This window comes from Pseudomonas sp. efr-133-TYG-23 (assembly GCF_030209215.1).
Taxonomy (GTDB): domain Bacteria; phylum Pseudomonadota; class Gammaproteobacteria; order Pseudomonadales; family Pseudomonadaceae; genus Aquipseudomonas; species Aquipseudomonas rhodesiae.
Window position 1 is genome coordinate 66,660 of the sequence record NZ_JARVSL010000003.1, and the last position, 23,751, is coordinate 90,410.

Consider the following 23,751-nt stretch of genomic DNA (forward strand, 5'->3'; position numbering starts at 1 on the left):
GTCAAGGGTTCCATTGGTTGGAAAGGGCCGGACGCACGGTGTTCAGGTCCGGGGAGTTTTCCAGGAAGTTGTCCGGGTAGTAACCAAAACTCGTGACCCCCTGGCGTTTAAGCACACCCATCCATTCAGCCATTTGCGCACCGTTGATATCGGTGGCCTCTTTGGTGCGCCAGTCCTTGGCTTGCAACTCGAACACCGTGCGCTCCAGGGCGCCGGGGCGCTTCTTGACGGTGGCGACCAGTTTCTCCAGCCAGGCGTTGGAAGTGCTCACCTGCTGACCCTCCATCAGGGGCATGGCCATCGGCGCCGTCCAGTCGTAAGCCTGGAGGAAATCATCCAGATTCTGCGCGAACCAGGCTTCGCTCGGCGGGTTGAGCATCGGCTCGGCGAAGATATTGCGCGCGGTCAGCACCTGTGGCCCGCGGATGGCGCGCACCTTGGCGGTCAGCTCATGGGTGAAGTCGATCAGGTAGCGGCTCTTGAAACGCGTCCAGCGTTGCATCTCCGCCGGGTCGGCGCGCAGGGCCGCAATGCTGTCGGGCAAACCGTTGGCTGCGTAGGTTTTCAATGCGGCGGGGCTGGCGTCTTCGAAATCGTTGAACACCGCATCGTCGTGATAAAGGATGCCGTCGATCGGCCCTACCCGCGCCAAGTCTTCGTAGATTTCGCCGATGGCCTTGCGCACGGCGGGATCGAACGGTGACAGGCGTTGGTACTGGTCGGGATCGAGGCCGATCTTGCCGGTCTTGGGATCCCAACGGGTCACGCGCGGCAGCTTGGCGTCGAGGGCAAAACTGAGCACCGGCATCCAGGCATAGACGCTGGCATGGGCACGGGTATGCAGCTGCCAGGCGACGCGGTTGAACAGGTCGGCACGCATCGGCAAGTGACGGTTAGGGAAGTACAGCGAGTGCACCAGGCCGTCACCCTTGGGGTCGGCAAAGGCTTGCAGGAACACCGTGCCGGCGCCCATGTCCACCACGCGCTGTACCAGTTGGTCGAGGTTGCGCGCCTGCTGGGCGGGGTCCGGGTCGTAGACGTTGTCCAGGTCCACATGCAGCACGCGCAGCGGCGCCTTGGCCTGCACGGCCACGATGCTGTTGGCGAAGTGCTCGCCGTCCGGATCGGAGGCCACCAGGAAGCGCGGGCTGTTCATCAGGTCGCCGAGGTTATCGAGGCCGTCTTCAAGGGTCAGGGCCATCTGGTAACCCTGCTCGCCCACCACCGCCAGCGACGTGCCGTCGGCCGCGCCATACGGCCAGACCCACACCCGTGGTGCCTTGCCGGTGACGCTGCGAATTTTGTTGGAGATCGCCGCCACGTCGGCACGCATGCGCGCCTGGAACTGCGCTTCGGTTTCGTAGCGATTGGTCGCCGGATCATAGCGGCGGGTGGTTGCGGCCGGCTCCAGGTTGCCCTGGGGGTTGGCCAGGATGCCTTTGTGGTTGGCATCGGTGTGGGCGGCGATTTCTACCAGGCCCGATTGCGACACCTCGCGAATCTGCTCCCAGGTGAGGAACTCACCCCGAGGGCGTGGCATGCCGGCGAAGTCCACCGGTTTGTTCAGCGGCGTATCGATCCAGTAGCCCACCGGTGCCAGCAACGCCGGCCAGCGGTAGGCGCGCAGAATCGGCATCACCCGGGTATAGAAGCTCGAATAGCCGTCGTCGAAACTCAGCATGATCGCCTTGGGTGGCAACGCCGGGCCGCCACGGCGTGCGGCGAGAATCTGATCGACGCTGACCGCCTGGTAACCGTTCTCGCGCAGCCAGGCCAATTGTTCGATCAACCGCTCGGTACGCACCGCCACCACGGCCTGATCGGGGTCGCGGTCGGACACGTCGTGGTAGGCGATCCCCAGGAAATGGTTCTTCGGCCACGCCGCTTCGTTGGCTGGGGTCGGCCGCTCGGCGGGTGGAGTGAAGGGCGCGGGTTGCTGGGCGCAGGCGCTGGCCAGCAATACACCCAGGAGCAACAAGCAACGGCTGAGAACAGTCATGGTCAGGCTCTTTTAGAAACGGTAAGTGAGGTCGACGAGCAGGCGCAGATCGCGTTCGCGATCACCGTCGTAAGGTCGGCTGATCAGGCTCAGGTTGGCGCCGACTTCCAGTACATCGTTCCAGCGAAAGCGTTGGCCATAGCCGATCAGGCCGACGCCGCCGGTGGAATAATCACGCTGGCTGTACATACCCGCACCGACTTGGAACTGCTGACTCCACTGGGTCTCGTAGCGGTGGTAGAGCACATGGTTGACGTTGACGGTGGGCAACACGCTGAAGTCCGACTTCGGGTTGAAATACACCGTGTCTTCCTTGCTGTTGCGGCTGGTGGCGACTTCCAGGCCCAGGTCCACTTGCACCTTCGGCGAGCTGTAGAGGCCCTCGCGGCCGGCGAGCAGGGCTTCGACGCGGTCGTTGCCGTCACTGAAGTGGGAGGGGCTGACGGACAACTTCCACTCGCGGCTTTCGTTGGCGCGCCAGCGGATAAACCCGCTGCCGCCATTGGCGGTGATGTCGGCATTCAACGCGCGCAACGGCGTGGTGGCGGCGAGGTAGTCGAGGCTGCCGCCGTATTGCCAGTGATCGTTGAGGTCATAGGCAAACGCTACGCGGGCGCCCTGTTTGGAACCAAAGCCGTAGGAGTGGTTGGACACCTCGGCTTCCAGGGTCAGGTCACGGGTGCGCCGCTCCACGCCGACGCGCTGCCAACGGTGGTGGCCGGTGCCTTCTTCAAAGTCGGCGGTGGCGTAACCAGCACCGGCGAACAGGCGCCAGTCTTCGTCGATGGGCGGGGTGTAGATCACGCTCTCGATGCCCCAGTCACGGCTGCCGGCCACTGCGCCGGCATCGCTGTTGTTGCCGCCGCCGTAGCTTTTGCCGGTGTAGGCTTCAACGCGCAATTCGGCCATGTCGTGCACATTGCGCAAGCGGTTGAGGCGCTGCACCTGGCGACTGTCGGGGTTGCGCGCGACCACGTCGTCGGTGAGCACGTCGAGCTGGCGCCACTCCTGCAGGTCCATGGCGGTGTAAGCCTGGGACACTTCCAGGCCGATGTCGCGCGGGGCCTGGGCTTCGGTTTCTTTCAGAATGCCTTCGGCGCGGCGCGGCAGGTCGCGGGCGCGGTACATGTCGGCCTGGGCCAGGCGCAAGCCGACATTGCCTGGGGCCTTGGCCACCAACGCTTCCAGGCTGGCTTCGCTGCCCGGCAGGTCGCCGCCGTAGACGCCGGACTGAGCGGCCAGTTGCTGGGCGTCCATCCATGAATCGTTGGGGTTGCCAATCGGCAGGCCCTTGAGTTCGACCCGAGGTTTTTGGCTGTTGGCGAGGCTGCTAGCGACTTCGCGGGCTTGTTCGCCCTGATCGCTCTCTTGCAGGGCATAGAACAAGGCGGTGGTGTCTTCGACGCGATCATCGGGTTCGGCATCGGCGGCGCTCAGGGCCTGACGGTACAGCGGCTCGGCCTTTTCCGGCTGGCGTTGGTCCAAGTAGGACGCCGCCACCCAACGCACCGCGTAGGTGGGCAATTGCACGCCTTCGCGGGTCAGGGTTTCGTATTCGCGCACCACATCCGCCGTGCGCGCCCGAGCCTTGAGAGCGCCCAGGCGATCGATGCGCCAGCGCACCACGTCATCGTGGGCGCTGGCGTCGGGGGTCCAGCGTGCGAGCAGGTTGTCGTACGCCTGCAGCGCACGGTCGGCGATCACGTAGCGCTCTTGTTCACTGCGGGTGGCGAACTCGGCCATGCGCACACGCTCGGCGGCCAGATCGCCTTCCAGGCGGCGTTGGGTAACCGCATCCAGCAGGCCCGGACGCTGGGCCGACAGACGCAGCGCGGCTTCCGGCAAGCGGGCCTTTTGCAGAGCGATGATGTATTCGCGGGCAACTTCCGGCTTATCGCCGGCACGCATAAACGCCTGATCGAATTCGAACAGCGCGTCGTAATTCAAGCCGGCACGGGTCAGCGCATAACCCAGGGCCATGCGGCGGTTGGGGTCGTCAGGCTTGGCGGCCACCAATGCACGGGTACTCTGCACCGCTTCGTTAGCCTTGCCGCCATCGGCCTGGGTAAGGGCCAGGCCCAGTTGCAGGTCGATGTTGTTCGGTTCGCGCAGCAACGCCTGACGGTACACCGCCTCGGCCTGGGCCCACTGTTTCTGATTTCGATAGGTGCGCGCCACCGTGGCCAGCGCTTGGGTGCTGAGGTTGCGATGCTTGCCCTGGGCCTCGTAGACCTGCAGCACTTCGGCGTCCTGGCCGGCCCAACCGGCAATCACCAAGTGATCGCTGACCTGGCCAGGCGTCTGGCGCTCGGCGGACAACTGGCGCAATTGCGTAAGGGCGGGGGTGAAATTGCCGTTGCGCGCCTGAATGATCAGCGCGTCATAGGCCGGATCGGCCAGGGCAAAAGCAGGCATCAACAATTGGCTGCACAAGGCGACCCCGATAAGCAGTCGCAACCGGCCTGATGCACTGAGTGGTGGGTTTGGCAACATATCGTGAGCTTCCTTACAGGGAAAGCTGTAACGATAGGTGGTCCTGAGCAATTCGCTTCAGGGCGCCGACGTCTCATGACCCGGCCTAGCTTTCCTGTGGTCACTATCGCCGAGGGCGGTGGGCAAAAGCGCAAATCAGAACAATTGTTCAGAATTGGATGAAGAAGGGGGATTTACGCGCGGCCCGCGAAGCAGCGCCGCTTGTGGCAAGGGAGCAAGCGCCCTTGCCACACGTGAGGCGATTATTGCGCGCCGCTGACCGCGCCGACTTTGGACATCACAAAGCCGATGAACTGCTCGACGGTCATCTTCTGGCCGTTGAAGGTCACTTCATTGTTGGCGTAGTGCAGTTTGGACACCACATCGCTGCCCACCAGGGTCGCCAGTTGTGTACCCACGGCCATACCGCTGACCATCTCGGCGGCCATCTGGGCTTGCTGCTCGATGGCTTTCGGGTCGGTCAGGCCGCCGGCCTGGGCTTGCAGGGCGGACACATCGGCGATCATTGGCTTGGACAGGGTCAGGTTGGCGTCCAGCAGCGACACCATCTGCTTGCCCAGTTCAACCGGCGGCAATTCCATCGACGCCGGCTTGGCCAGGTCCACCACCAGGCTGAACTTGCTTTCGCCATGGGTGGTTTTCAGCGACAGGTTTTCCAGCGCCAGTTGCGGCTTGGCGGCCAACAGTTGGTTGACGTTGGCTTCGGCCAGGGTCTGCTCGGCTTCGGTCAATTGCAGTTCAGGCACGGGCTCGCCAGCGGCGGCCGCGGCTTGCACCGGCTGCATCTTGTCTTGGTAGAGCTTGGTCAGCACCAGCATGGCCGGGACGTCGACGTTTTTCATACTCAGCGCCATGGCGGCCGAGCCGACAGGTTTGCCCTTGTAGCCGATCTCGTCGATTTTGTAGTCGACGCGGCCGGCCAGGTTGTTGTCTGTGGTTTCGCTGGAGTCTTTCTGCTCAAAGCCTTTGAGCGAGATCACGTCTTTCTGCACGCCGACGGTGAACTTGGCGTCCGTCAGCTCCACGGTGTTCTGCCCGGTGTAGAAACCGAAGGTGGACTTGGCCAGGTTGCTGGCCACGGTCAGGCCGGCCAGTTCGGCTTCGAACGGCGCGCCCTGGGCGTCCACGGCGGCGACCTTGAGGCTGTTCATAAAACCGTCGGCTTTGACTTTCTGGCCTTCGGCGGTGCCATCGAAATTCAGGTTGGCGCCGGAGAAGCTCACCGAGGACTTATCGTCCTTGAACTCCAGGGGCAGCAGTTCGACATTGCCGTTGACCGCGCGGGTATAGCCGATATTGGCCACGCCCTTGAGCGGCGATGCGTCTTTGGCGGCAGCGAACCACTTCTCGGTGGTGGCGTTCTTTTCCAGCTCGTAGTGACTGGTGGCCATGACCGGCAGCCATTTAAGCGTGACCAGACGCGAGAACGGCAACGGGCCGTGTTCGATATGGTCGACGAACAGCAGTTCCGGGTTCGGGTTTTCTTCGCCGAACACCGGACCCTGCGCCTTCAAGCGGTAGTGCGCGGTGCTGCTGAACACGCCGCGCTCCAGGGACACCAGCTCCAGGGCGACGCTGCCGTCAACGCCGGCCATGGAGGTTTGCAGTTCCTTGTTGGCGTTTTGGATCGCGGTCTGCAACACCGGCTCCAACTGCTTACCGGTGTACCAGGCGCCGCCTGCACTGACGACGCCTACGGCGACAACAAAACCCAAAAGAACGACTGCTGGCTTATTCATGAAGTGACCTGATCAAATCCTGTGAGAAGTGGGCTGTCTTCCTTGAACCCTGCAAGGGTTGGCTCAAGCCCGCCGAAAACGGGGGGAAGATTAGCACTGGCGGCCTTAAACGGCGCAACCTTTCAGAGGCATCAGATCGCTACTGGTTCACGAATACTCCAATTCGATTTCATCGAGCTGGTGATCGAAGCTCTTCAAGCGTGCCGTCCAGGTGTACACCAGCACCTCGAACTCGCGGTGGATCACGGCGTTGCCGGGGGTGTCGGCCTTGGGGTCGCAGAAGTCCAGCTGGTAGCGCTCGCGGGCCATCTGCGTGGCGACGTCGGACAATTCCCGCGCGTTATTGAGCCAATGCCGACCTTCGGCGACCTGCTTGTCGAGCACCACGCACTGTTTTTTCAGGGTTTCGAGGCTTTTTTCCAACGGCGTGCCCGTCAGGTCGCCCATCACTTCCTGGAAGGTGCGCCCCGGCTGCCAGTAGCTGCCCCAGAAATAGCGGTCGAACACGGTTTCGACGCGGCGCAGTGCGACCTTGGTGTCCCAGATGGCCACGCGGGTCTTGCCTTGTTCGAGGAGTTTTTTCTTGATGCGTTGATTCTGGTAGGACGCCCAGGCCACCACGCCGATGGACAAAGTGCCGATCACCAGGCAGGCGCTGTCGAGAAACACCATGGCCTTGTCGAGTTGGTGGGAAAGCATGACGCCATAGAAATACGCGGCCGATAACAGCACCAGTGCGAAGAGCACGCACCAGAAAGCGGGAGCATAAGGGTTTTTCATTATTGGAATCCCCATGAGCAAACGCGAGCAGTGTCAGGCGTGCGCCTGGCTCGAAAGCCACGGCGCCCGCCTGTCAAAGCATAGCTATTCGCTCAGGGTTTGCTGGACGCCGACGCTTGCGTTCGTCCGCTTTCCCAGCCGCCGCCCAGGGCCAGGAACAGGTCGATCTGGCTCATGGCGACCTGAGTGTTGGCCGCCGCCAGTTGAGCACGCATCTCGGTGTAAGTGCGCGTGGCCTGCAGGTCGGCGAGGAACGAGGCGCGACCGGCCTGGAAGAAGCGGTGGGTCTGGTCCGCCGCCTGCTGCGCCGATTGCTCGGCCTCGGCCAATGCGTCGCGGCGCTGCAGCACGGCGGTGTACTGGGCCAGGCCAGTCTGGGTTTCGCGGATCGCGTTGAGCACCACCCCATCAAAATGCGCCAACGCCCCCTGGGTGGCGGCTTCGGCTTCATGGATACGCGCGCGGGCGCCGTTGGTCGGCACGGTCCAACTGATCATCGGGCCAAAGCCCCAGCGGTTGGTCGCCGGTTGGCCGAGGTTATCGAGCAGGCCCACGGTGCCGACGCTGGCGCCGATGGCGATGTCCGGGTACAGGGCGCCGGTGGCCACGCCGATGCGCGCGGTGGCGGCGGCCAGTTGGCGTTCGGCCTGGCGCACGTCGGGGCGGCGCTTGAGCAATGTGGCACCGTCGCCCACCGGCAGCAATTGGGCGATGTGCGGCAACTCGGCGCAATCACCGGTGCCCGCCGGCAGTTGCTCCAGGGGTTTGGCCAGCAGCATCGACAAGCGATAGAGCCCCGCCTGACGCGCCGCCTGGTAGCGCGGCATCTCGGCGCGCAGGGATTTGTATTGGGTTTGCGAGCGCGTCACCTGGGTTTCATCGCCCCGGCCGGCATCGCGTAGGCGCTGGGTCAGCGTGGTGCTTTGCGCTTGCAGTTCCAGGGAACGGTTGGCAATCGCCAGTTCTTCATTCGCCGCACAGATTTGCGTGTAGGAGCGCACCACATCGGCCACCAGGGTGATGCGCGCGATGTCGGCGGCGGCCTGGGTGGCGTCGGCGCTGGCCTGGGCGCTTTCGATGCCGCGTTGCAAGGTGCCGAACAGGTCGAATTGATACGACGTGGTGATGCCGACGCTGCCGATGTTATCCACCGGGACTTTTTCCGACAGCAGGAAGGCTTCGCCGGACTCCTGCAAGCGTTGGGCCTCGGCCTTGGCGCCGGCACTCCAACCGCCCGCGGATTCGGCCTGCTGCACTTGATAGCGCGCGCGTTGCAGGTTGGCCGCAGCCACCCGCAGGTCGGTGTTGGAGGCCATGGCCTGGCGCACCAGTTCATCCAGACGCGGGTCGTTGTAGAGCTTCCACCAATCCGTGGGCACCGGCGCCGACACCACGTTCTTGCCATCGGACGGCAGTTGCCCTTGCAGATCGCCGCGCTTGACCGCGGCGGTGTCCGGCACCTGGTAATCCGGGCCGACCATCTGACAGGCCGACAGCAAAGAACCCAGGGCAACGATGGCTAACAACTGTTTCATGGCCGGGCTCCGGCCTTGGTCGAGTCGTCAATGATCGACACCGTGGCGGTACGTCCGGCGATCATGCGAAAGTCCGCCGGCACCTCATCAAAAGCAATGCGCACCGGGATGCGCTGGGCCAGGCGCACCCAGCTAAACGCCGGGTTGACGTTGGGCAACAGGTTGGAGCCGCTACTGCGGTCGCGGTCTTCGATGCCGGCGACGATGCTTTGCACGTGCCCATGCAAGCGGGCGTTGTCGCCGATCACGCGGATGTCCACCCCCATGCCGACGTGGATGCCGTCGAGTTTGGTCTCTTCGAAATAACCGTCGATGTGGAACGAGTTGCTGTCCACCACCGACAGCACCGGGCGCCCAGCGGTGACGAACTCCTGAGTGCGCGGCGCGCGGTCGTTGACGTAGCCGTCCACGGGGCTGCGGATTACCGAGCGGTCGAGGTTGAGCTGCGCCGAGTCCACCGTTACCTGGGCTTCGGCCAGGGCCGATTGGGCGCGGGCCACGCGAGACTGGCTTTCTTCCAATTGCTCGCTGGGCACCAGGTTGCCCAAGCCACGGTTGCGCTTATATTCGCGCTGGGCCTGGGCCAGGGTTTCCTGGCGGTCGGCCACGGCGGCCTGGGCCTGACGCAGGGCCAGCTTGAAGCGGTCCTGGTCGACGGCAAACAGCACCTGGCCTTTGCTCACCAGTTGGTTGTCGTGCACGTCCACGCGCTGGATCAGCCCGGACACGTCCGGGGCGATCTGCACGATATCGGCACGGATATGGCCGTCACGGGTCCACGGCGCAAACATGTAGTACATGACCATGCGCCACACCACCACGACCGCAAAACTTACGATCAGCAGCGTCAGGACCACACGGCCAATAGTCAAAAACGGTTTTTTCATGTCATCAGGTATCGACTGAGTGAGTCCACCGCGCCCAGCAACAGCGCGTAGAGCCCCACATTGAACAATGCCCGGTGCCAGACCAGGCGATAGAAGTGGAGACGGGTCAACAACCCATGCACCACCAGAAACAGCACGTACGTAATGCCCATCAGCACCAGCAGCGTAGGCAGGAACACCCCGCTGATATCCAGATCACCGATCATAAAGGCGCTCCATCGGGTAGCGGCGCTTGCATCTCCGTGCCGCCAATAAATTCCACGCCGGGCAACAACGCCAGGCGCAGGCCGGCCAGCGCATGCAGCAAATGCAGGCGGGTGTCGTCTTCGCCTTGCAGGCCCTGGCCGTTAAGGGCGCGGCGCGTGCGGTCGAGGGTCATCAGCAGACCGCTGGGCGCGGGCAAGCGTTCACCGGCTTTCAGGCACGCCTTGAAGTAACCGCCCACACCCTCCACCACTTGGTTGAGCAGCACACGCGGCACGCCGAGGATGCGCGGCGAGTAGGCCAGCAGGTCCAACAGGTTGAGCGCCACGCGCAAATCGCGCAGGGCAATGCCGGTGTCCTGATTGGTCAGGGCCAGACGCGGCAGGTGCTGCATCAAACGGTCGAGCATCTGCACGGCCAGGTGCCGGTGCTCGGCCAGGGTCGCCGGCTCGGTCAGGCCGACGATGTCGTGCCAACTGAAGCGCGTCAGGCGCTTGGCCGCCAGTTCGGCGCCGAACGGGCGCGCGATCAGCGTCCACACAAATGCAAACAGCAGGCCCACGGGCCCGGCCAGGTTGACGTTGGCGAAGTTGAGGAAGTCGGCGTCGTAGGCGCCCTGGATGCTGATGAACGACGAGGTGTTAACCAGCGTCAGCAGCATGCCCAGGTAGAAGCGCGGCTGCACGGTCAGTGTGCCGATGCAGATAAACGGCACCGCGAACGCCAGCACCAGCATCGGAAAGTCGTGCAGGTTGGGCAGCACCAAAAACAGATAGAGGCTGGCAAACAGCACCGACATCGCCGTCCAGAAAAAGAACCGGTAGATCTGCGGCGCGGGGTCGTCCATCGAGGCGAAGAAACTGCACGCGACGGCGGCCAGGATCACCGCGCTGCCGCCGTCGGTCCAGCCCAGCAGAATCCACAGCACCGAGGCGACGATAATCGCGGTGACGGTGGAAAACGCCGAGTAGAACATCAGGCCACGGTCGAGGAACGGCGTGAGCCGGCCCAAGCGCCAGTGGCGATAGACGGCGCGCCAGGTGTCCTGGCTCTCGCAGTGGATGGCGGTTTGCAGGCTGCGGCAGTCCTGCCACAGGTCGACCCATTCGCCGAGGCGGTACAGCGCGTTGGAAAACAGCAAGGTGTGGCGATCATCCAGCGCGTCGCCCTTGGGCTGTTGGGCTTCGATCTGGTCACGCAGGGCACGCCAACTGTCCAGGGACGGATTGTCGGCACTGCTTTGCAGCCACTGGGCGGTGGCGTCCAGCAGCGGCTCGAGGCGTTCGAGAAACTGCGGCGCGCGCTGTTCGACGGCGTACAGCGCGTCATCCAGCTCCTCCACCACCGGCAGCAGGTGGATCATGCGCCCGCGCAGTTCTTTGGTATTGCGCACCGTCTGTGGACGCGCGCCTTCGTGGGGCAACTGGCCGATCATTAATTCCAAGGTGTTGAAGGTGGCGACCATGCCGCCGCGCAACGTGCTGATTTCGTCAGGCTGCACCGTGCGCGTGAGGAACCGTTGGCTGTAGACCTGCGCATCGGCAAACCACTTGGCCACCGAACCGTCGAACACCGGCGCCAGGCGTCGTGGCCAGAACATCGCGCCGACCACGGCGGCCACCACAATGCCGAGGAAGATTTCTTCGGTACGCGCTTCGGCCACGTCCCACACGGCCAGTGGGTTATCCACTACCGGCAGGGCAATCAACGGCAAGGTGTAGCCGGCCAGCATCAGCGCGTAGTTGTTGGCCGTGCGCAGGTGCATGGACAGAAACAGCAAGGTGCCCGTCCACAGCGCGATCACCACCACCAGGATGTACGGCGATTGCACGAACATCGGCACAAAAAACACCGCCGCCGCCGCCCCCATCAAGGTGCCGATGGCGCGGTACAGCGCTTTGGAACTGGTGGGGCCGACAAACGGGCTGGAAACGATATACACCGTGGCCATCGCCCAATACGGACGGGGCATCTGCATCAGCATGGCGATATACAGGGCGATCATCGACGCCGCGAAGGTGCGTACGCCGTAGAACCAGTCGCGGGCGGGCGGGAAACCGGTGAAAAATCCGTTCAAAGCGTCGCCGCCTCAAAGGCGCGCAACACCCGCAGGGCCGCCTCCATATCGGCGGGCGCGATATCCGCCAGCACATCTTTGCGCAGGCGCACCAGTTGCGCCTCCACCGCCTGCACCAGTTCGCGACCACGTTCGGTGAGGCTCAAGGCCTTGGCGCGGCGGTCGTGGGCGTCTTCGGTGCGGCACACATAGCCGCCGTTGCACAGCTGGTCGAGCAGGCGCACCAGGGACGGGCTTTCCATCCCCGAAGCATGGGCGACCTTGACCTGATGCACACCGTCGCCCAAACGGCCGATCATCAACAACGGCACGGCGCAGGCTTCGGAAATACCGTAGCTCACCAGCGTGCTCTGGCAGATTTTGCGCCAATGACGGGCGCCCACCACCATGCTGCTGCTGAGGTTCATCTGGAGTTGTTCGAGAGATTGAGGCACTGGATAGTTCGCATACAGTTAGTTTGCTAACTATCAATATGGCGAAGGGATCGAATTGCGTCAAGTTTTGAAACAATTTAGCGATGGATGGAGGGGGCGCGAGCCCGATAGCAGTGGGTCAGGTAAACAAGCTGTCACTGGCACACCGTAATCGGGGGCAAGCCCCCTCCCACATTTGGATCGGTGTCAGCTTCAGGATTGTTGTGCGGCCTCGCCATCCAGGTGGCGCTGCCGATTCGAGTGATGGGCATATCCGACTGTCGCCAAGGTGAACGCCCCAAGAAAAATAACCCAGGCGATTAGCGCCCAGATTTTTCTACTGCTCACTTTTTTTTACGAAAACACAATTTTCAAAAGATTTTTTTACACCCCTCGGCCATCCCGCAACATCAGATTCAACTCATCCACGACCTCCGCCCAATCCGCATCGTCCAAGATTTCCTCACGCAAAAATGCTTTCTGGCTGTCTGTCCAGAAAAACGCCTCTGCCAACTTCACATCCGGCTTGAGTGGTGAGTGGGCGGTCACAAACTGATTAATACTGACCGGGTCATCCGGCAGTCCAAGCTGTTTGAACAGTGACGGCAAGCTGTGCACGGGCGATTCCATGGTGGGCTCCTGAGAAGATGAATGCCCAGAGTCTAGCTCAGGCGCCAACCAGGCCAACAACCGCTCGACGCCCTGCTGCGCCGACAGCACGCCGGTGTCCAACACCAGCGATGCCAGGGGCGGCGGTTCATAGGGGGAGCCAATGCCGGTAAACCCCGGCAACTCGCCTTTACGCGCACGGGCGTAGTGCCCCTTGGGATCGCGGCCTTCGCACACTGCCAGCGAGGCGCTGCACCACACTTCGCGATAATCGTCACCGAGGCGTTCGGCAAACACCGCGCGCAGGTCCGTCAGTGGCGCAATCATTGCCAGGATCACAATCTGCCCGTTGTCCACCAGCAGAGCCGCCAGTTCGCTGGCGCGGCGGATGTTTTCCAGGCGGTCCTTATCGGAAAAACCCAGGTCTCGATTGAGCCCGCCGCGCAGGGTATCGCCGTCGAGTACCAGGGTCTGTCGGCCCTGTTCGAACAAGGCGGCTTGCAGGCCCTGGGCCAAGGTGGACTTACCCGACGCCGGCAGGCCGGTGAGCAGGATCGCCACGCCGCGATGCCCATTGCGCGCTTCGCGGTGACGGCGCGTGATGCTCGCCGTCGGCGCTACCAAGTTATTGAGCGACGGCACGGGGCACTGGTGCAGCGATATTGCCCGCCGCCCAAGCCGATTCGCGGCTGGCCAGGGCGCTGGCGATGCTTTGCACGCGGTCGGAGTCCAGTTGCTCCGGCAGCGGGTCGAGACCGGCGCTGGCGAAGATCTGCCCGTAGGCGTTGCGCAGATCGGCGTAGGCCAGGTCGCGGCGCAGGTCGGCCTGCAAGGTGTTGAGTTCGCCCTGGATCAGGTCCAGCTCACCGATCCCGGCGGCCTCATGACGGTTGCGCAATTGACCGAGGATTTGCCCGTCGATATCGGCAAGTTGTTCGCTGGTTTTGAACTGGCGCACCGCGTCCTGAAAGTTGGCGTTGGCCACGTAGAGTTGCGCCAGGACCGCAATCGACATCGCCTGGCGCCGGGCGGTGGCGACTTCTTCACCGGCCTTGGCCACGTCGATGGCCGCCGGGGCGGAGATCACATTGAACAGGTTCCAGGTGACCTTGGCGCCGTAGTCGGCCCAGCGGTTGTCCACTAGAAACGAGTTGCTGTCGTAATGCCCGCCGGCCGAAAACTCCAGCCCCGGCAGCAAGCGCAGCATGGCTTTACGGGTTTCGGCGGCGCTGATGCGGGTCTGGTAATCCTGCTCGCGCAGTTCCGGGCGGTTGGCCAGGGCTTCCTGCTCCAGGCTGGCCAGGTTCACCTTGAGCTGAGGAACGCTGTAGTCATCGGGCGTGGCCAGTTTCAGCTCGGTGCCCATGGGCAGATTGATCAGGGTCGACAGCTCGGTCTTGGCCAACGACAGGGCGCGGCGCTGCTCTTGCAACTGGCGCGTGGCTTCGATCAACGCACGCTGATAGCCGAGCGCCTGGACCGGGTCGCCGATACGCTGTTCGCTCATGCTCTGGCTATTGGCCTGGGCCTGGTCGACACGGGTCATGAGGCTGTCGATCTGGGTCAGCAGACGCTCGGCGGCCACCGCGCGCCAGTAGGCGGAACGCACGTCCTGCACGATGGTGTTGATCACCTTGCGTCGACGTTCCTGGATGATCAGGCGCTGATCGCCCTGCTGCTTGGCGCTGATGTAACTCACGCCGAAGTCGAGCACGTTCCACACCATGGTCAGGTCGGCCACGCGACGGTCGCGGTCCTGGGAGGTCGAGGGTTCCAGGGACTGGGTGCCGGTGAGCACACTCTGGCTGCTGGAGGCGTTGGTGTTGTTACGCCCGGCATAGCCAGCGGACAGGGCCATGCGCGGCAGCATGTCGAAACTGGACAGGTCGGATTGACGCTTGGCCAGCGCCTCTTCCATCACCTTCAAACGGCCTTCGAGGTTGTACTTGACCGCGCGGGCCATGGCCTCGTGCAGGGTCAGCGGGCCGCTTAACGGCTCCTGCCCCTTGTACATGCCGTGTAGATCGCTGCGCGCGCGTTGCTCGCTGACGCTGCGCTCGATGGGGTCACTGGTGACTGCGCACCCGCTGATTGCAAGAGCCAGCAAGCTGGCACCGAATAACTTTTGAGCTGTATTCATCCGTGGACTGCCCCTGTTCCTGCGTCTTTAATTGAGTGTGTTCAAGCCTGCATTTCGCTGATGCCGACCTGCTGCAGTGCCAGCGCCAAGTCCATGACCTGGCGCTGTTCTTTGTCGTTGATCTGGTGCAATTGCTGGCCGAAGGTCGGCGCACCCAGTGCACCGCCCGAGCTTTTGATCGACTTGCTGTCGAACGCTTTGGAGTCGCTCGCGTCACCGTGGTTTTCGCGGTTGAACAGGCCCGACAAGGTACTTGAACCAAACACCCCGCCATCGCCGCCGCCAAACCCAAGGAACCCAGAGGCACCCGCAGCATTGCCGCCATCGATGCCGAATACCTGGGCGATATAACTCGGCGCCAGGGCGTTGTTGCGGATAAAGATGTTGCCGATCGGTGGCAAGCCGCCACCCAATTCACGCTGCTCGAACAATGCCGGGAAGCCAATCGGCGAGCCCAAGTTGCCGCTGGGCGGGCCAAAGATGATCGGTTGCAGCGGCGCGTCCGGCGCACTCGGTGGCGCCATCGGGCCATCGACGCGGAACAGCGGGTCGCCGGTCAGCGCGACGGTGTTGATCGCGTAGTTGCCGGAGTTGCTGAAACCGCTTCCGGCATTGCCCGCCGCATCCGTCACCAGGCTGGTGTCGAGGGTGATGAAGTTGCTCGGGTCATTAAGGTTGGCCGTCGGCGTGAGGAGGGCCGTCCAGGTCTTGCCGCCATCGCTGGTGGACAGATTGGACAAGGTGCCGTTAGCCACGCTCAGGTCATCCAGGTCGAAGCCACTGACTTTCTCGCTGAAGGTGAACGTTACCGTGGTGGTCTGGCCGACAGTGAGGTTCGGGTTGGCGACGGAGATAGTCGCAGTTGGCCGGTCGGCGTCGAGCGCATAGTTGTTGGAAATCGCAATGCCTGCACCGGCATTGCCCGCAGCGTCGTTGACCAGGCCGTTGTCCAGCACCACCAGGTTGGTGGGGTCAGTAATTGCGCCGGTCGGCGTCAACGTGGCCGTCCAGGTCTTGCCGCCGTCGCTGGTGGCAAGGTTGGACAAGGTGCCGTTGGCCACGCTCAGGTCCGACAGGTCAAACCCGCTGACCGCTTCGCTGAAGGTCACAGTGACCGTGGTGGTTTGCCCGATGCCCAGGAGGGCGTCCGCCACGGTGATGGTCGCGGTCGGCCGCTGGGTATCGATGCTGTAGTTGTTGGAGTCCGTGGTGCCGACGCCACTGTTGCCCGAGGCATTTGTCACGCCGCTGTTGTCCAGCACGATAAGGTTGCTGGTGTCGGTGATATTGCTGGTCGGCGTGAGCGTCGCGGTCCAGGTAACGCCGCCATCGCTGCTGCTGACCGCACTCAGAGTCCCGTTGGCGAGGGTCAGGTCAGCGTTGGTAAAGCCGCTGACGGCCTGGCTGAAGGTGATGGTCACCTGGGTGGTTTCGCCCGCTTTCAGTTGCGTGTCGGCCACCACGACGGTTGCCGTCGGCACCTCGGTGTTCACGGCATAGTTGGCGGAGCTGGTGGTGCCGGTGCCGCTGTTGCCCGCCAGGTCGGAGATGCCGGTGTTGTTCAGCACGATCAGGTTGGTGGTGTCGGTCACACTCAACGTGGGCGTGAACGTTGCCGTCCAGGTGATGCCGCCGTCGCTGCTGCTGACGTTGCTCAGGCTGCCATTGGCCACGCTCAGGTCGCTGTTGTCGAAGCCGGTGACGGCCTCGCTGAAGGTGATGGTCGCCAATGAGGTTTCGCCCGGGCGCAGGTCGCTGTCGCTCATGACAATCGTGGCCGTCGGCCGCTGGCTGTCGACGCTGTAGTTGTTGGAGTCGGTGGTGCCTGCGCCTGCATTGCCCGCCAGGTCGGTGACGCCGGTGTTGTCCAGAGTGATCACGTTGCTGGTGTCGGTGATGCTGGCGGTCGGGGTGAACGTCGCGATCCAGGTGACACCGCCGTCGCTGCTGCTCACCGCGCTCAGGGTGCCATTGTCAATGGTCAGGTCGGCGTTAGTGAAACCGCTCACCGCCTCGCTGAAGGTGATGGTCACCAGTGAAGTTTGACCGAGGCTCAGCGCCGTATCCGCGACCACAATGGTGGACGTAGGGCGCACAGTATCAATCGCGTAATTGTTCGAGTCGGTGGTGCCGCTACCAGCATTGCCCGAGGCGTTGCTCACACCGGTATTGTCCAGGGTGATCAGGTTGGTGGCGTCGGTGACGCTGGTGGTCGGCGTAAGGATCGCGGTCCAGGTGATGCCGCCATCGCCGCTGGTCACAGTGCTCAGGGTGCCGTTGGCGACGGTCAGGTCGGCGTTGGTGAAGCCGGTGACCGCTTCGCTGAAGGTGATGGTCACCAGCGAGGTTTCACCGATGCTCAACGCAGGGTTCGCCACCACGATGGTAGCCGTCGGCAGCACGGTGTCGATGCTGAAGTTGGCCGAGTTGGTGGTGCCCGCGCCAGCGTTGCCGGCCAGGTCGCTCACCCCCGTATTGTTCAGGGTGATCAGGTTGGTGGTGTCGCGGATGCCCACGTCCGGCGTGAAGGTGGCCGTCCAGGTGATACCGCCGTCACTGCTGCTCACGGTGCTCAGGGTGCCATTGGGGATGCTCAGGTCGGCATTGGTGAAACCGCTGACCGCCTCGCTGAACGTAATGGTCACCGCCGAGGTTTCGCCGGCGCTCAAGCTCGCGTCGGAGACCACGATGGTTGCCGTCGGGCGCTGGGTGTCGATGGCGTAGTTGCTCGAATCCGTGGTGCCGCTGCCAGCGTTGCCCGCCAGGTCATTGACGCCGGTGTTGTCCAGGCTGATCACGTTGCTGGTGTCGGTGATGCTGGCGAGCGGGGTCAAGGTCGCGGTCCAGGTGATACCGCCGTCGCTGCTGCTCACCGAGCTCAAGGTGCCATTGGCAATGCTCAGGTCAGCGTTGGTAAACCCGGTGACCGCTTCGCTGAAGGTGATGGTCACCAGCGAAGTTTGACCGATGTTCAGCGTCGTTTCCGAGACCACGATGGTGGCCGTCGGACGCGCGGTATCCATCGCGTAATTATTCGAGTCGGTGGTGCCGCTGCCGGCGTTGCCGGAGGCGTTGGCGACACCGGTATTGTCCAGGGTGATCAGGTTGGTGGCGTCGGTGATGTTGGTGGTCGGCGTGAAGGTCGCGGTCCAGGTGATGCCGCCATCGAAGCTGGCCACGTTGCTCAAGGTGCCGTTGGCGATGGTCAGGTCGGCGTTGGTAAAGCCGGTGACCGCTTCGCTGAAGGTGATGGTGACCAGCGAGGTATCGCCGATTTTCAGGCTGCTGTCGGCCACGACGATCGTTGCGGTTGGGCGCACGGTGTCGATGGTGAAGTTACCCGAGTTGGTGGTGCCCGTGCCGGCGTTGCCGGCCAGGTCGCTCACGCCCGTATTGTTCAGGCTGATCAGGTTGGTGGTGTCGTGGACACCCGCGGTCGGTGTAAAGGTGGCGGTCCAGGTGATACCGCCGTCGCTGCTGCTCACGGCGCTCAGGGTGCCATTGGGCACGCTCAAGTCAGCGTTGGTGAAACCGGTAACCGCCTCGCTGAAGGTGATGGTCACCAGCGAGGTTTCACCCGCGCTCAGGGCCGAATCGGCGACCACGATGATCGCGGTCGGGCGCTGGCTGTCGACCGCATAGGCGTTCGAGGTGGTGGTGCCGGAACCGGCGTTGCCGGCGGTGTCGACCACGCCGGTGTTGTCGACGACCACATGGTTGTTGCCCTGGGTGATGCCTGCCACCGCCGTCAGCGTCGCGGTCCAGGTGATGTTGTCGCTGGTCGACAGATTCGACAGCGCGCCGTTGTCGACCGTCATGTCAGCCAAACTGAAGCCTGTGACGGCCTCGCTGAACGTGATCGTGACCAACGACGTGCCGCCAATCCCCAGCGCGTTGTCGTTGACCACCACCGTGGCGGTGGGCCGCTGGGTATCGACGGCGTAGTTGTTGGAATTCGAACTGCCGCTGCCGACGTTCCCCGAAGTCGCCGCCTGCACCCCCGTGTTGTCCAGGGTGATCAGGTTGGTGGCGTCCGTCACATTGCTCGAAGGGGTGAACGTCGCGGTCCAGGTGATGCCGCCGTCGACGCTGTTCACGGCGCTCAGGGTGCCGTTGGCGACGGTCAGGTCGGCGTTGGTAAACCCGGTGACCGCTTCACTGAAGGTGATGGTCACCAGTGAGCTGGCGCCAACGTTCAAGGCCGGATTCGCCACGACGATGGTCGCCGTAGGCGCCACGGTGTCGATGCTGTAGTTGGCCGAGTTGGTGACGCCCGAGCCCGAGTTACCGGCCAGATCGCTCACCCCCGTATTGTTCAGGCTGATCAGGTTGGTGGCGTCGTTGATACCCGCGGTCGGGGTGAAGGTGGCGGTCCAGGTGATACCGCCATCGCTGCTGCTCACCGCGCTCAAGGTGCCATTGGCAATGCTCAGGTCGGCGTTGGTAAACCCGGTGACCGCTTCGCTGAAGGTGATGGTCACCAGCGAAGTTTCACCGGCGTTCAGCACCGGGTCGGCCATGACGATGGTCGCGGTCGGGCGCTGGGTGTCGATGGCGTAATTGTTGGAGTCGGTGGTGCCGCTGCCAGCGTTGCCCGCCAGGTCGGCAATGCCGGTGTTATCCAGGGTGATCAGGTTGGTGGTGTCGGTGATGCTCGCGCTGGGTGTGAAGTTCGCGAACCAGGTGACACCGCCGTCGCTGCTGCTGACCGCGCTCAGGGTGCCGTTGGCGATGGTCAGGTCGGCGTTGGTGAAACCGGTGACGGCCTCGCTGAACGTGATGGTCACCTGCGAGGTTTCACCGATTTTCAACGCGCTGTCGGCCACCACCACCGTCGCCGTTGGCCGCACGGTATCAATGGCGTAGTTATTGGAACCAGTGGTGCCGCTGCCGGCGTTGCCGGCCTGGTCGGCAATGCCGGTGTTGTCCAGGGTGATCAGGTTGGTGGCGTCGGTGATGTTGGTGGTCGGCGTGAAGGTCGCGGTCCAGGTGATGCCGCCATCAAGGCTGTTCACAGCGGTCAGGGTGCCGTTGGCGATCGTCAGGTCGGCGTTGCTGAAGCCGGTCACCGCCTCGCTGAAGGTGATGGTCACCAGTGAGGATTCGCCGATTTTCAGGCTGCTGTCCGCCACGATGATCGTCGCGGTTGGGCGCTGGGTGTCAATGACGTAGTTATTGGAATCAGTGGTGCCGCTGCCCGCATTGCCTGCCAAGTCGCTGATGCCGGTGTTGTTCAAGGTGATCAGGTTGGTGGTGTCATTGACACCCGCGGTCGGCGTGAACGTCGCGGTCCAGGTGATGCCGCCATCGCTGCTGCTCACCGCGCTCAAGGTGCCATTGGCAATGCTCAGGTCGGCGTTGGTAAACCCGGTGACCGCTTCGCTGAAGGTGATGGTCACCGAGCTGGTTTGACCGATGCTCAGGGCAGTGTTCGCGACCACGATGGAAGCGGTCGGCCGCACCGTGTCGATGGCGTAGTTGTTGGAATCCGTGGTGCCACTGCCGGCGTTGCCCGCCAGGTCGGCGATGCCAGTGTTGTCCAGGGTGATCAGGTTGGTGGTGTCGGTGATGCTCGCGCTGGGTGTGAAGTTCGCGAACCAGGTGACACCGCCGTCGCTGCTGCTGACCGCGCTCAGGGTGCCGTTGGCGATGGTCAGGTCGGCGTTGGTGAAACCGGTGACGGCCTCGCTGAACGTGATGGTCACCTGCGAGGTTTCACCGATTTTCAACGCGGTGTCGGCGACCACAATGGTCGCGGTTGGCCGCACGGTGTCGATCGTGTAATTGGCCGAATTGGTGGTGCCCGCGCCAGCCAAGCCGTCGTTGATCGCGACCACCCCTGTGTTGTCGAGGGTGATCAGGTTGGTCGCATCGGTGATGTTGCTGGTCGGCGTGAACGTCGCGGTCCAGGTGATGCCGCCATCGAGGCTGTTCACAGCGGTCAAGGTGCCGTTGGCGATCGTCAGGTCGGCGTTGGTGAGACCGCTCACCGCACGGCTGAACGTGATGGTGACCAGCGAGGTATCGCCGATTTTCAACGCGGTATCCGCCATCACGATGGTCGCGGTTGGCCCCGGGGAATAAGCCGTGTTCACCGTGCCGCCGTCATTGAAGATGTTGTTCACGGCCGCTACGGAGGCGCCCGTGGAACCGCCGCCCGACGCAGGGCCACCGGAGCCGCTGCCACCGACGTTACCGCTCATGGCCGCAAAGTTGGCAGCCGTCATCAACAGCGTGCCTTTGTTCCAGATCGCGCCGACGCCTTTGCCGGCCGCGCCGCCCGAATCGGCGGAGCCACCCAGGCCCCCACCGCCACCACCGCCGCCACCGGCAGCGATGTTGTTGGTAATCACCGACGTGCCGACAACGGTCAGTGTGCCGGTGCTGCCGTTGTAGATACCGCCGCTGGCCGAGGCGCCCGCCCGGCCAGGTTTGTCCCAACCGGAGCCGCCGCCACCGCCGCCAATGGAAATCGTGCCATTGTTTGCCGTACCACCGGCGCCGCCATTGCTGTAGTTGGCCGCGCCCACGCCGCCCGCGCCGCCGGTGCTGCTGCCGCCCCTGCCGCCCATGTAGTTGGGGTTATAGCCGCCGCCGTTGCCGCCGGTGTTGGCACTGCCGGAAGTGCCGCCATACACGCCTGTACCAAAGCCGGAAGTACCACCGTGACCACCGGCTTGCCCGCCGAGCGCGCCGCCACCGCCACCGCCGCCACCGACCGCGCCACCGACATAAGGCGCAGTAACCCCGCCACCGCCACCGCCGCCCGAGGCTGCGTTGCTGGTCACCGTGACATTGGTCAAGGTCAGGTTACCGTAGTTGACAATGCCGCCGCCCATGGCCGCCGTTCCGTCGGTCCCCGCCGCAGCGCCGTTGCCGGCGGCCAGGCCCTTGGTGATGATCAGCCCATCCAGGGTCGCGGTGACGCCGGAGTTGACCCTCAACACCTGGGTTTTGTACTGCCCGCTGATGGTCACGTCTGCCACACCATCATTGTTGCGATCGCCGTCGATGGTGAGGTTCTTGCTGATGATCAGCTGGCTGTTGAGGTTGATCGTCATGTCAGCACCGAAGGCCACGGTATCCCCCGACACCGCGGAGCTCAGGGCCTGCCGCAAGCTGCCGACACCGCTGTCGCCATTATTGAGCACCGTGACCGTCGCCAGGCTGTACTGATACCCCGACATGCTCCCGTAGGCCAGCGCGGTGCGGCTCTCGATGGAGCCGGTGGCGATTTCCAGGGTCCAGTCGCTGCCCGCGCCGGTGCGGTTGCTGGACGCGGCAATATCGCGCCCGGTCAGCTGCGCCAGCGAGTCGACAAAGTTGACGCCCCTATCGCCCGCTGCCGTGTTGCAGGCGTAGATCAGGATGTCGCCGCCGACGTTCATGTCCTGCCCGATCTGCGCCAGCACCTCGCTACGAGCTGCGATGTTGTCTGCCGATAAATAGGTGTTGCCCAGCCACAGGTCACCCGAGTTGCCGTGGGCGATGATCTGCACCGAGCTGACGCCCTGGTGGCTGCCCAGGTAATCGGCGATCTGTTGCAGGCCGTCCTTGCTCGCATCCAACTGCACCACCTGGGTGCCGGGGGCGACGCCTTTGAGCAACTCGGCGGAGTCCTTGACCCGTGCATCGACGAATACGACTGACTCACCCGGCACAGTGACCGGGGCCGGAGTCACGGGTGCATCGGTTTGCCCGTGGGTTTCGCCGACGGCGCCGGCGTGCTCGGCGGTCGGCGCCTTGGCGGCCGCATCGGCAGCCGTGGCATGGCTGTCGGCCTGCGCCACATCAGCCACCGTGGCGGCGACCGCGCCGTCGAACAGCATGCGCGGTTCCAGGGACATGATCATCGGCGTCGCCTGCGTGCGCGCGCGCGTTGTCGTTTGCCGTGCCTTGCCTTTGCTCCACCACATGCTGCTCACCCGCTTGTCGAATGCTGATACCCACAAATAAAAAAACCGCGATCAACTGATCGCGGCGTCGGCTTTGGTGCGAATCACATTGGCAGCGCTCAAGCTGCCGTCACGCCAGAAATCCATATGGGCGAACTGCTCGAACAGATCCGGCGGCAGCAGGCTGCGCCGCGCTTGCAACGCCACCTGTGGTTTGACCCGATGCAGACCGGCTACGCCCAGGTCCTGGTCGAAATCCGGTGCGTCGTAGCTGAGGTTGTCGAAGTCATGCTCGAACCACGGCTCACCGATGAATTCGTAGACCAGTCGCATGACCCGCTCGGGGGCCTGGGCCAGCAGGTCGTAGTCGACGATCAGCATCGAGCCGGCGTGTTCACCGTAGTACGCCTCTTTGAGCGCCGACCATGCATACCCGACCATGCGGTTGCGCTGGGCCAGGGTCTCGACACGGCTGTACACCGTGTTGCGCTCGACATCGTCGTTGAACAGCTTGGTATTTTCGAAGGGATTGGCGCGGTACAGGCGCTCCAGGCTGTCCATGATCCATGCGACGTTGCGCACGCAGGCGATGACTTTGGCTTGGGGAAACAGGTCATGCAGCGCCGGCATGCGCGCGCACCACTGGCGATTGGTGTCGAACACCACGGGCGTGGCGGTTTTGTCGGCGTAGTAGGAATCGAACAGGCCGCGCAGCAGGCGGCGGCGGGTGTCGGCGTCAATCACCGAGCCAAATTCACTGCCGGCGCTGCACTGCGCCAGCACGCCATTGAATAGGAGGCCCACGGGGCTACTCATGCCCGCATGAAAGCGCGGGTTCTGCAGCAAGATGGCAGAAAGCAAGGTCGAGCCGGAGCGCGGCAAGCCGGAAATAAAGTGATACGGCAATCCATTCACCACTTTGTAGGACAATTCCTTTGTCACCAAGATTAGCTCAGGATTGCTACAGCCACTAGTATGAA

General features: G+C 63.5%; 13 protein-coding genes and 1 pseudogene. All 14 read right to left on the reverse strand.

Annotated elements, in window-relative coordinates; all coding sequences use genetic code 11:
- Window position 1 precedes the first annotated feature (1 nt).
- The 14 genes and pseudogenes from pgaB to QRN41_RS02330 all read right to left on the reverse strand — a co-directional run bounded on the left by pgaB (window position 2) and on the right by QRN41_RS02330 (window position 23,686).
- The gene (gene pgaB, locus QRN41_RS02265) at window positions 2–1,999 is read right to left on the reverse strand and encodes a poly-beta-1,6-N-acetyl-D-glucosamine N-deacetylase PgaB (RefSeq protein ID WP_285421115.1); all 1,998 of its coding nucleotides are present in this window, start codon (window positions 1,997–1,999) and stop codon (window positions 2–4) included.
- Window positions 2,000–2,011: 12 nt separating this feature from the next.
- Complete coding sequence (gene pgaA, locus QRN41_RS02270; protein WP_285421116.1) at window positions 2,012–4,492, reverse strand: poly-beta-1,6 N-acetyl-D-glucosamine export porin PgaA; 2,481 nt, start codon at window positions 4,490–4,492, stop codon at window positions 2,012–2,014.
- 242 nt (window positions 4,493–4,734) lie between these two features.
- Window positions 4,735–6,231: a YdgA family protein gene (locus tag QRN41_RS02275; protein ID WP_167418111.1), complete on the reverse strand. Its 1,497-nt coding sequence runs from the start codon at window positions 6,229–6,231 to the stop codon at window positions 4,735–4,737.
- A gap of 147 nt (window positions 6,232–6,378) precedes the next feature.
- Window positions 6,379–7,011: a hypothetical protein gene (locus tag QRN41_RS02280; RefSeq protein WP_034136404.1), complete on the reverse strand. Its 633-nt coding sequence runs from the start codon at window positions 7,009–7,011 to the stop codon at window positions 6,379–6,381.
- A 92-nt stretch (window positions 7,012–7,103) separates the two neighbouring features.
- Entirely contained in the window at window positions 7,104–8,546 is a 1,443-nt protein-coding gene (locus tag QRN41_RS02285) for an efflux transporter outer membrane subunit (protein WP_040265186.1), read from the reverse strand.
- Window positions 8,543–9,433, reverse strand: coding sequence for an efflux RND transporter periplasmic adaptor subunit (locus QRN41_RS02290; RefSeq protein WP_034095266.1), 891 nt, complete (start codon window positions 9,431–9,433; stop codon window positions 8,543–8,545). The genes QRN41_RS02285 and QRN41_RS02290 overlap by 4 nt, the downstream gene beginning before the upstream one ends.
- A complete protein-coding gene (locus QRN41_RS02295; protein WP_010214247.1) occupies window positions 9,430–9,639 on the reverse strand; it encodes a DUF1656 domain-containing protein in 210 nt (69 codons plus the stop codon). Before QRN41_RS02295 ends, QRN41_RS02290 begins: the two co-directional genes overlap by 4 nt.
- Window positions 9,636–11,714: an FUSC family protein gene (locus QRN41_RS02300; RefSeq protein ID WP_285421117.1), complete on the reverse strand. Its 2,079-nt coding sequence runs from the start codon at window positions 11,712–11,714 to the stop codon at window positions 9,636–9,638. Before QRN41_RS02300 ends, QRN41_RS02295 begins: the two co-directional genes overlap by 4 nt.
- On the reverse strand, window positions 11,711–12,121 hold the full coding sequence (locus QRN41_RS02305) for a MarR family winged helix-turn-helix transcriptional regulator (RefSeq protein ID WP_285421118.1): 411 nt from the start codon (window positions 12,119–12,121) through the stop codon (window positions 11,711–11,713). The genes QRN41_RS02300 and QRN41_RS02305 overlap by 4 nt, the downstream gene beginning before the upstream one ends.
- 390 nt (window positions 12,122–12,511) lie before the next feature.
- Entirely contained in the window at window positions 12,512–12,757 is a 246-nt protein-coding gene (locus tag QRN41_RS02310) for a DUF2789 domain-containing protein (protein ID WP_285421125.1), read from the reverse strand.
- A 45-nt stretch (window positions 12,758–12,802) separates the two neighbouring features.
- A pseudogene (gene cysC / locus QRN41_RS02315) lies at window positions 12,803–13,378 on the reverse strand (adenylyl-sulfate kinase); the annotation flags it as partial.
- On the reverse strand, window positions 13,362–14,876 hold the full coding sequence (locus QRN41_RS02320) for a TolC family protein (RefSeq protein ID WP_285421119.1): 1,515 nt from the start codon (window positions 14,874–14,876) through the stop codon (window positions 13,362–13,364). The gene QRN41_RS02320 and the pseudogene cysC, both read right to left, overlap by 17 nt.
- A gap of 41 nt (window positions 14,877–14,917) precedes the next feature.
- Entirely contained in the window at window positions 14,918–22,705 is a 7,788-nt protein-coding gene (locus QRN41_RS02325) for an Ig-like domain-containing protein (RefSeq protein WP_285421126.1), read from the reverse strand.
- 138 nt (window positions 22,706–22,843) lie between these two features.
- Window positions 22,844–23,686, reverse strand: a complete 843-nt coding sequence (locus QRN41_RS02330; RefSeq protein ID WP_236238726.1) for a sulfotransferase family protein — start codon at window positions 23,684–23,686, stop codon at window positions 22,844–22,846.
- Window positions 23,687–23,751: the final 65 nt, after the last annotated feature.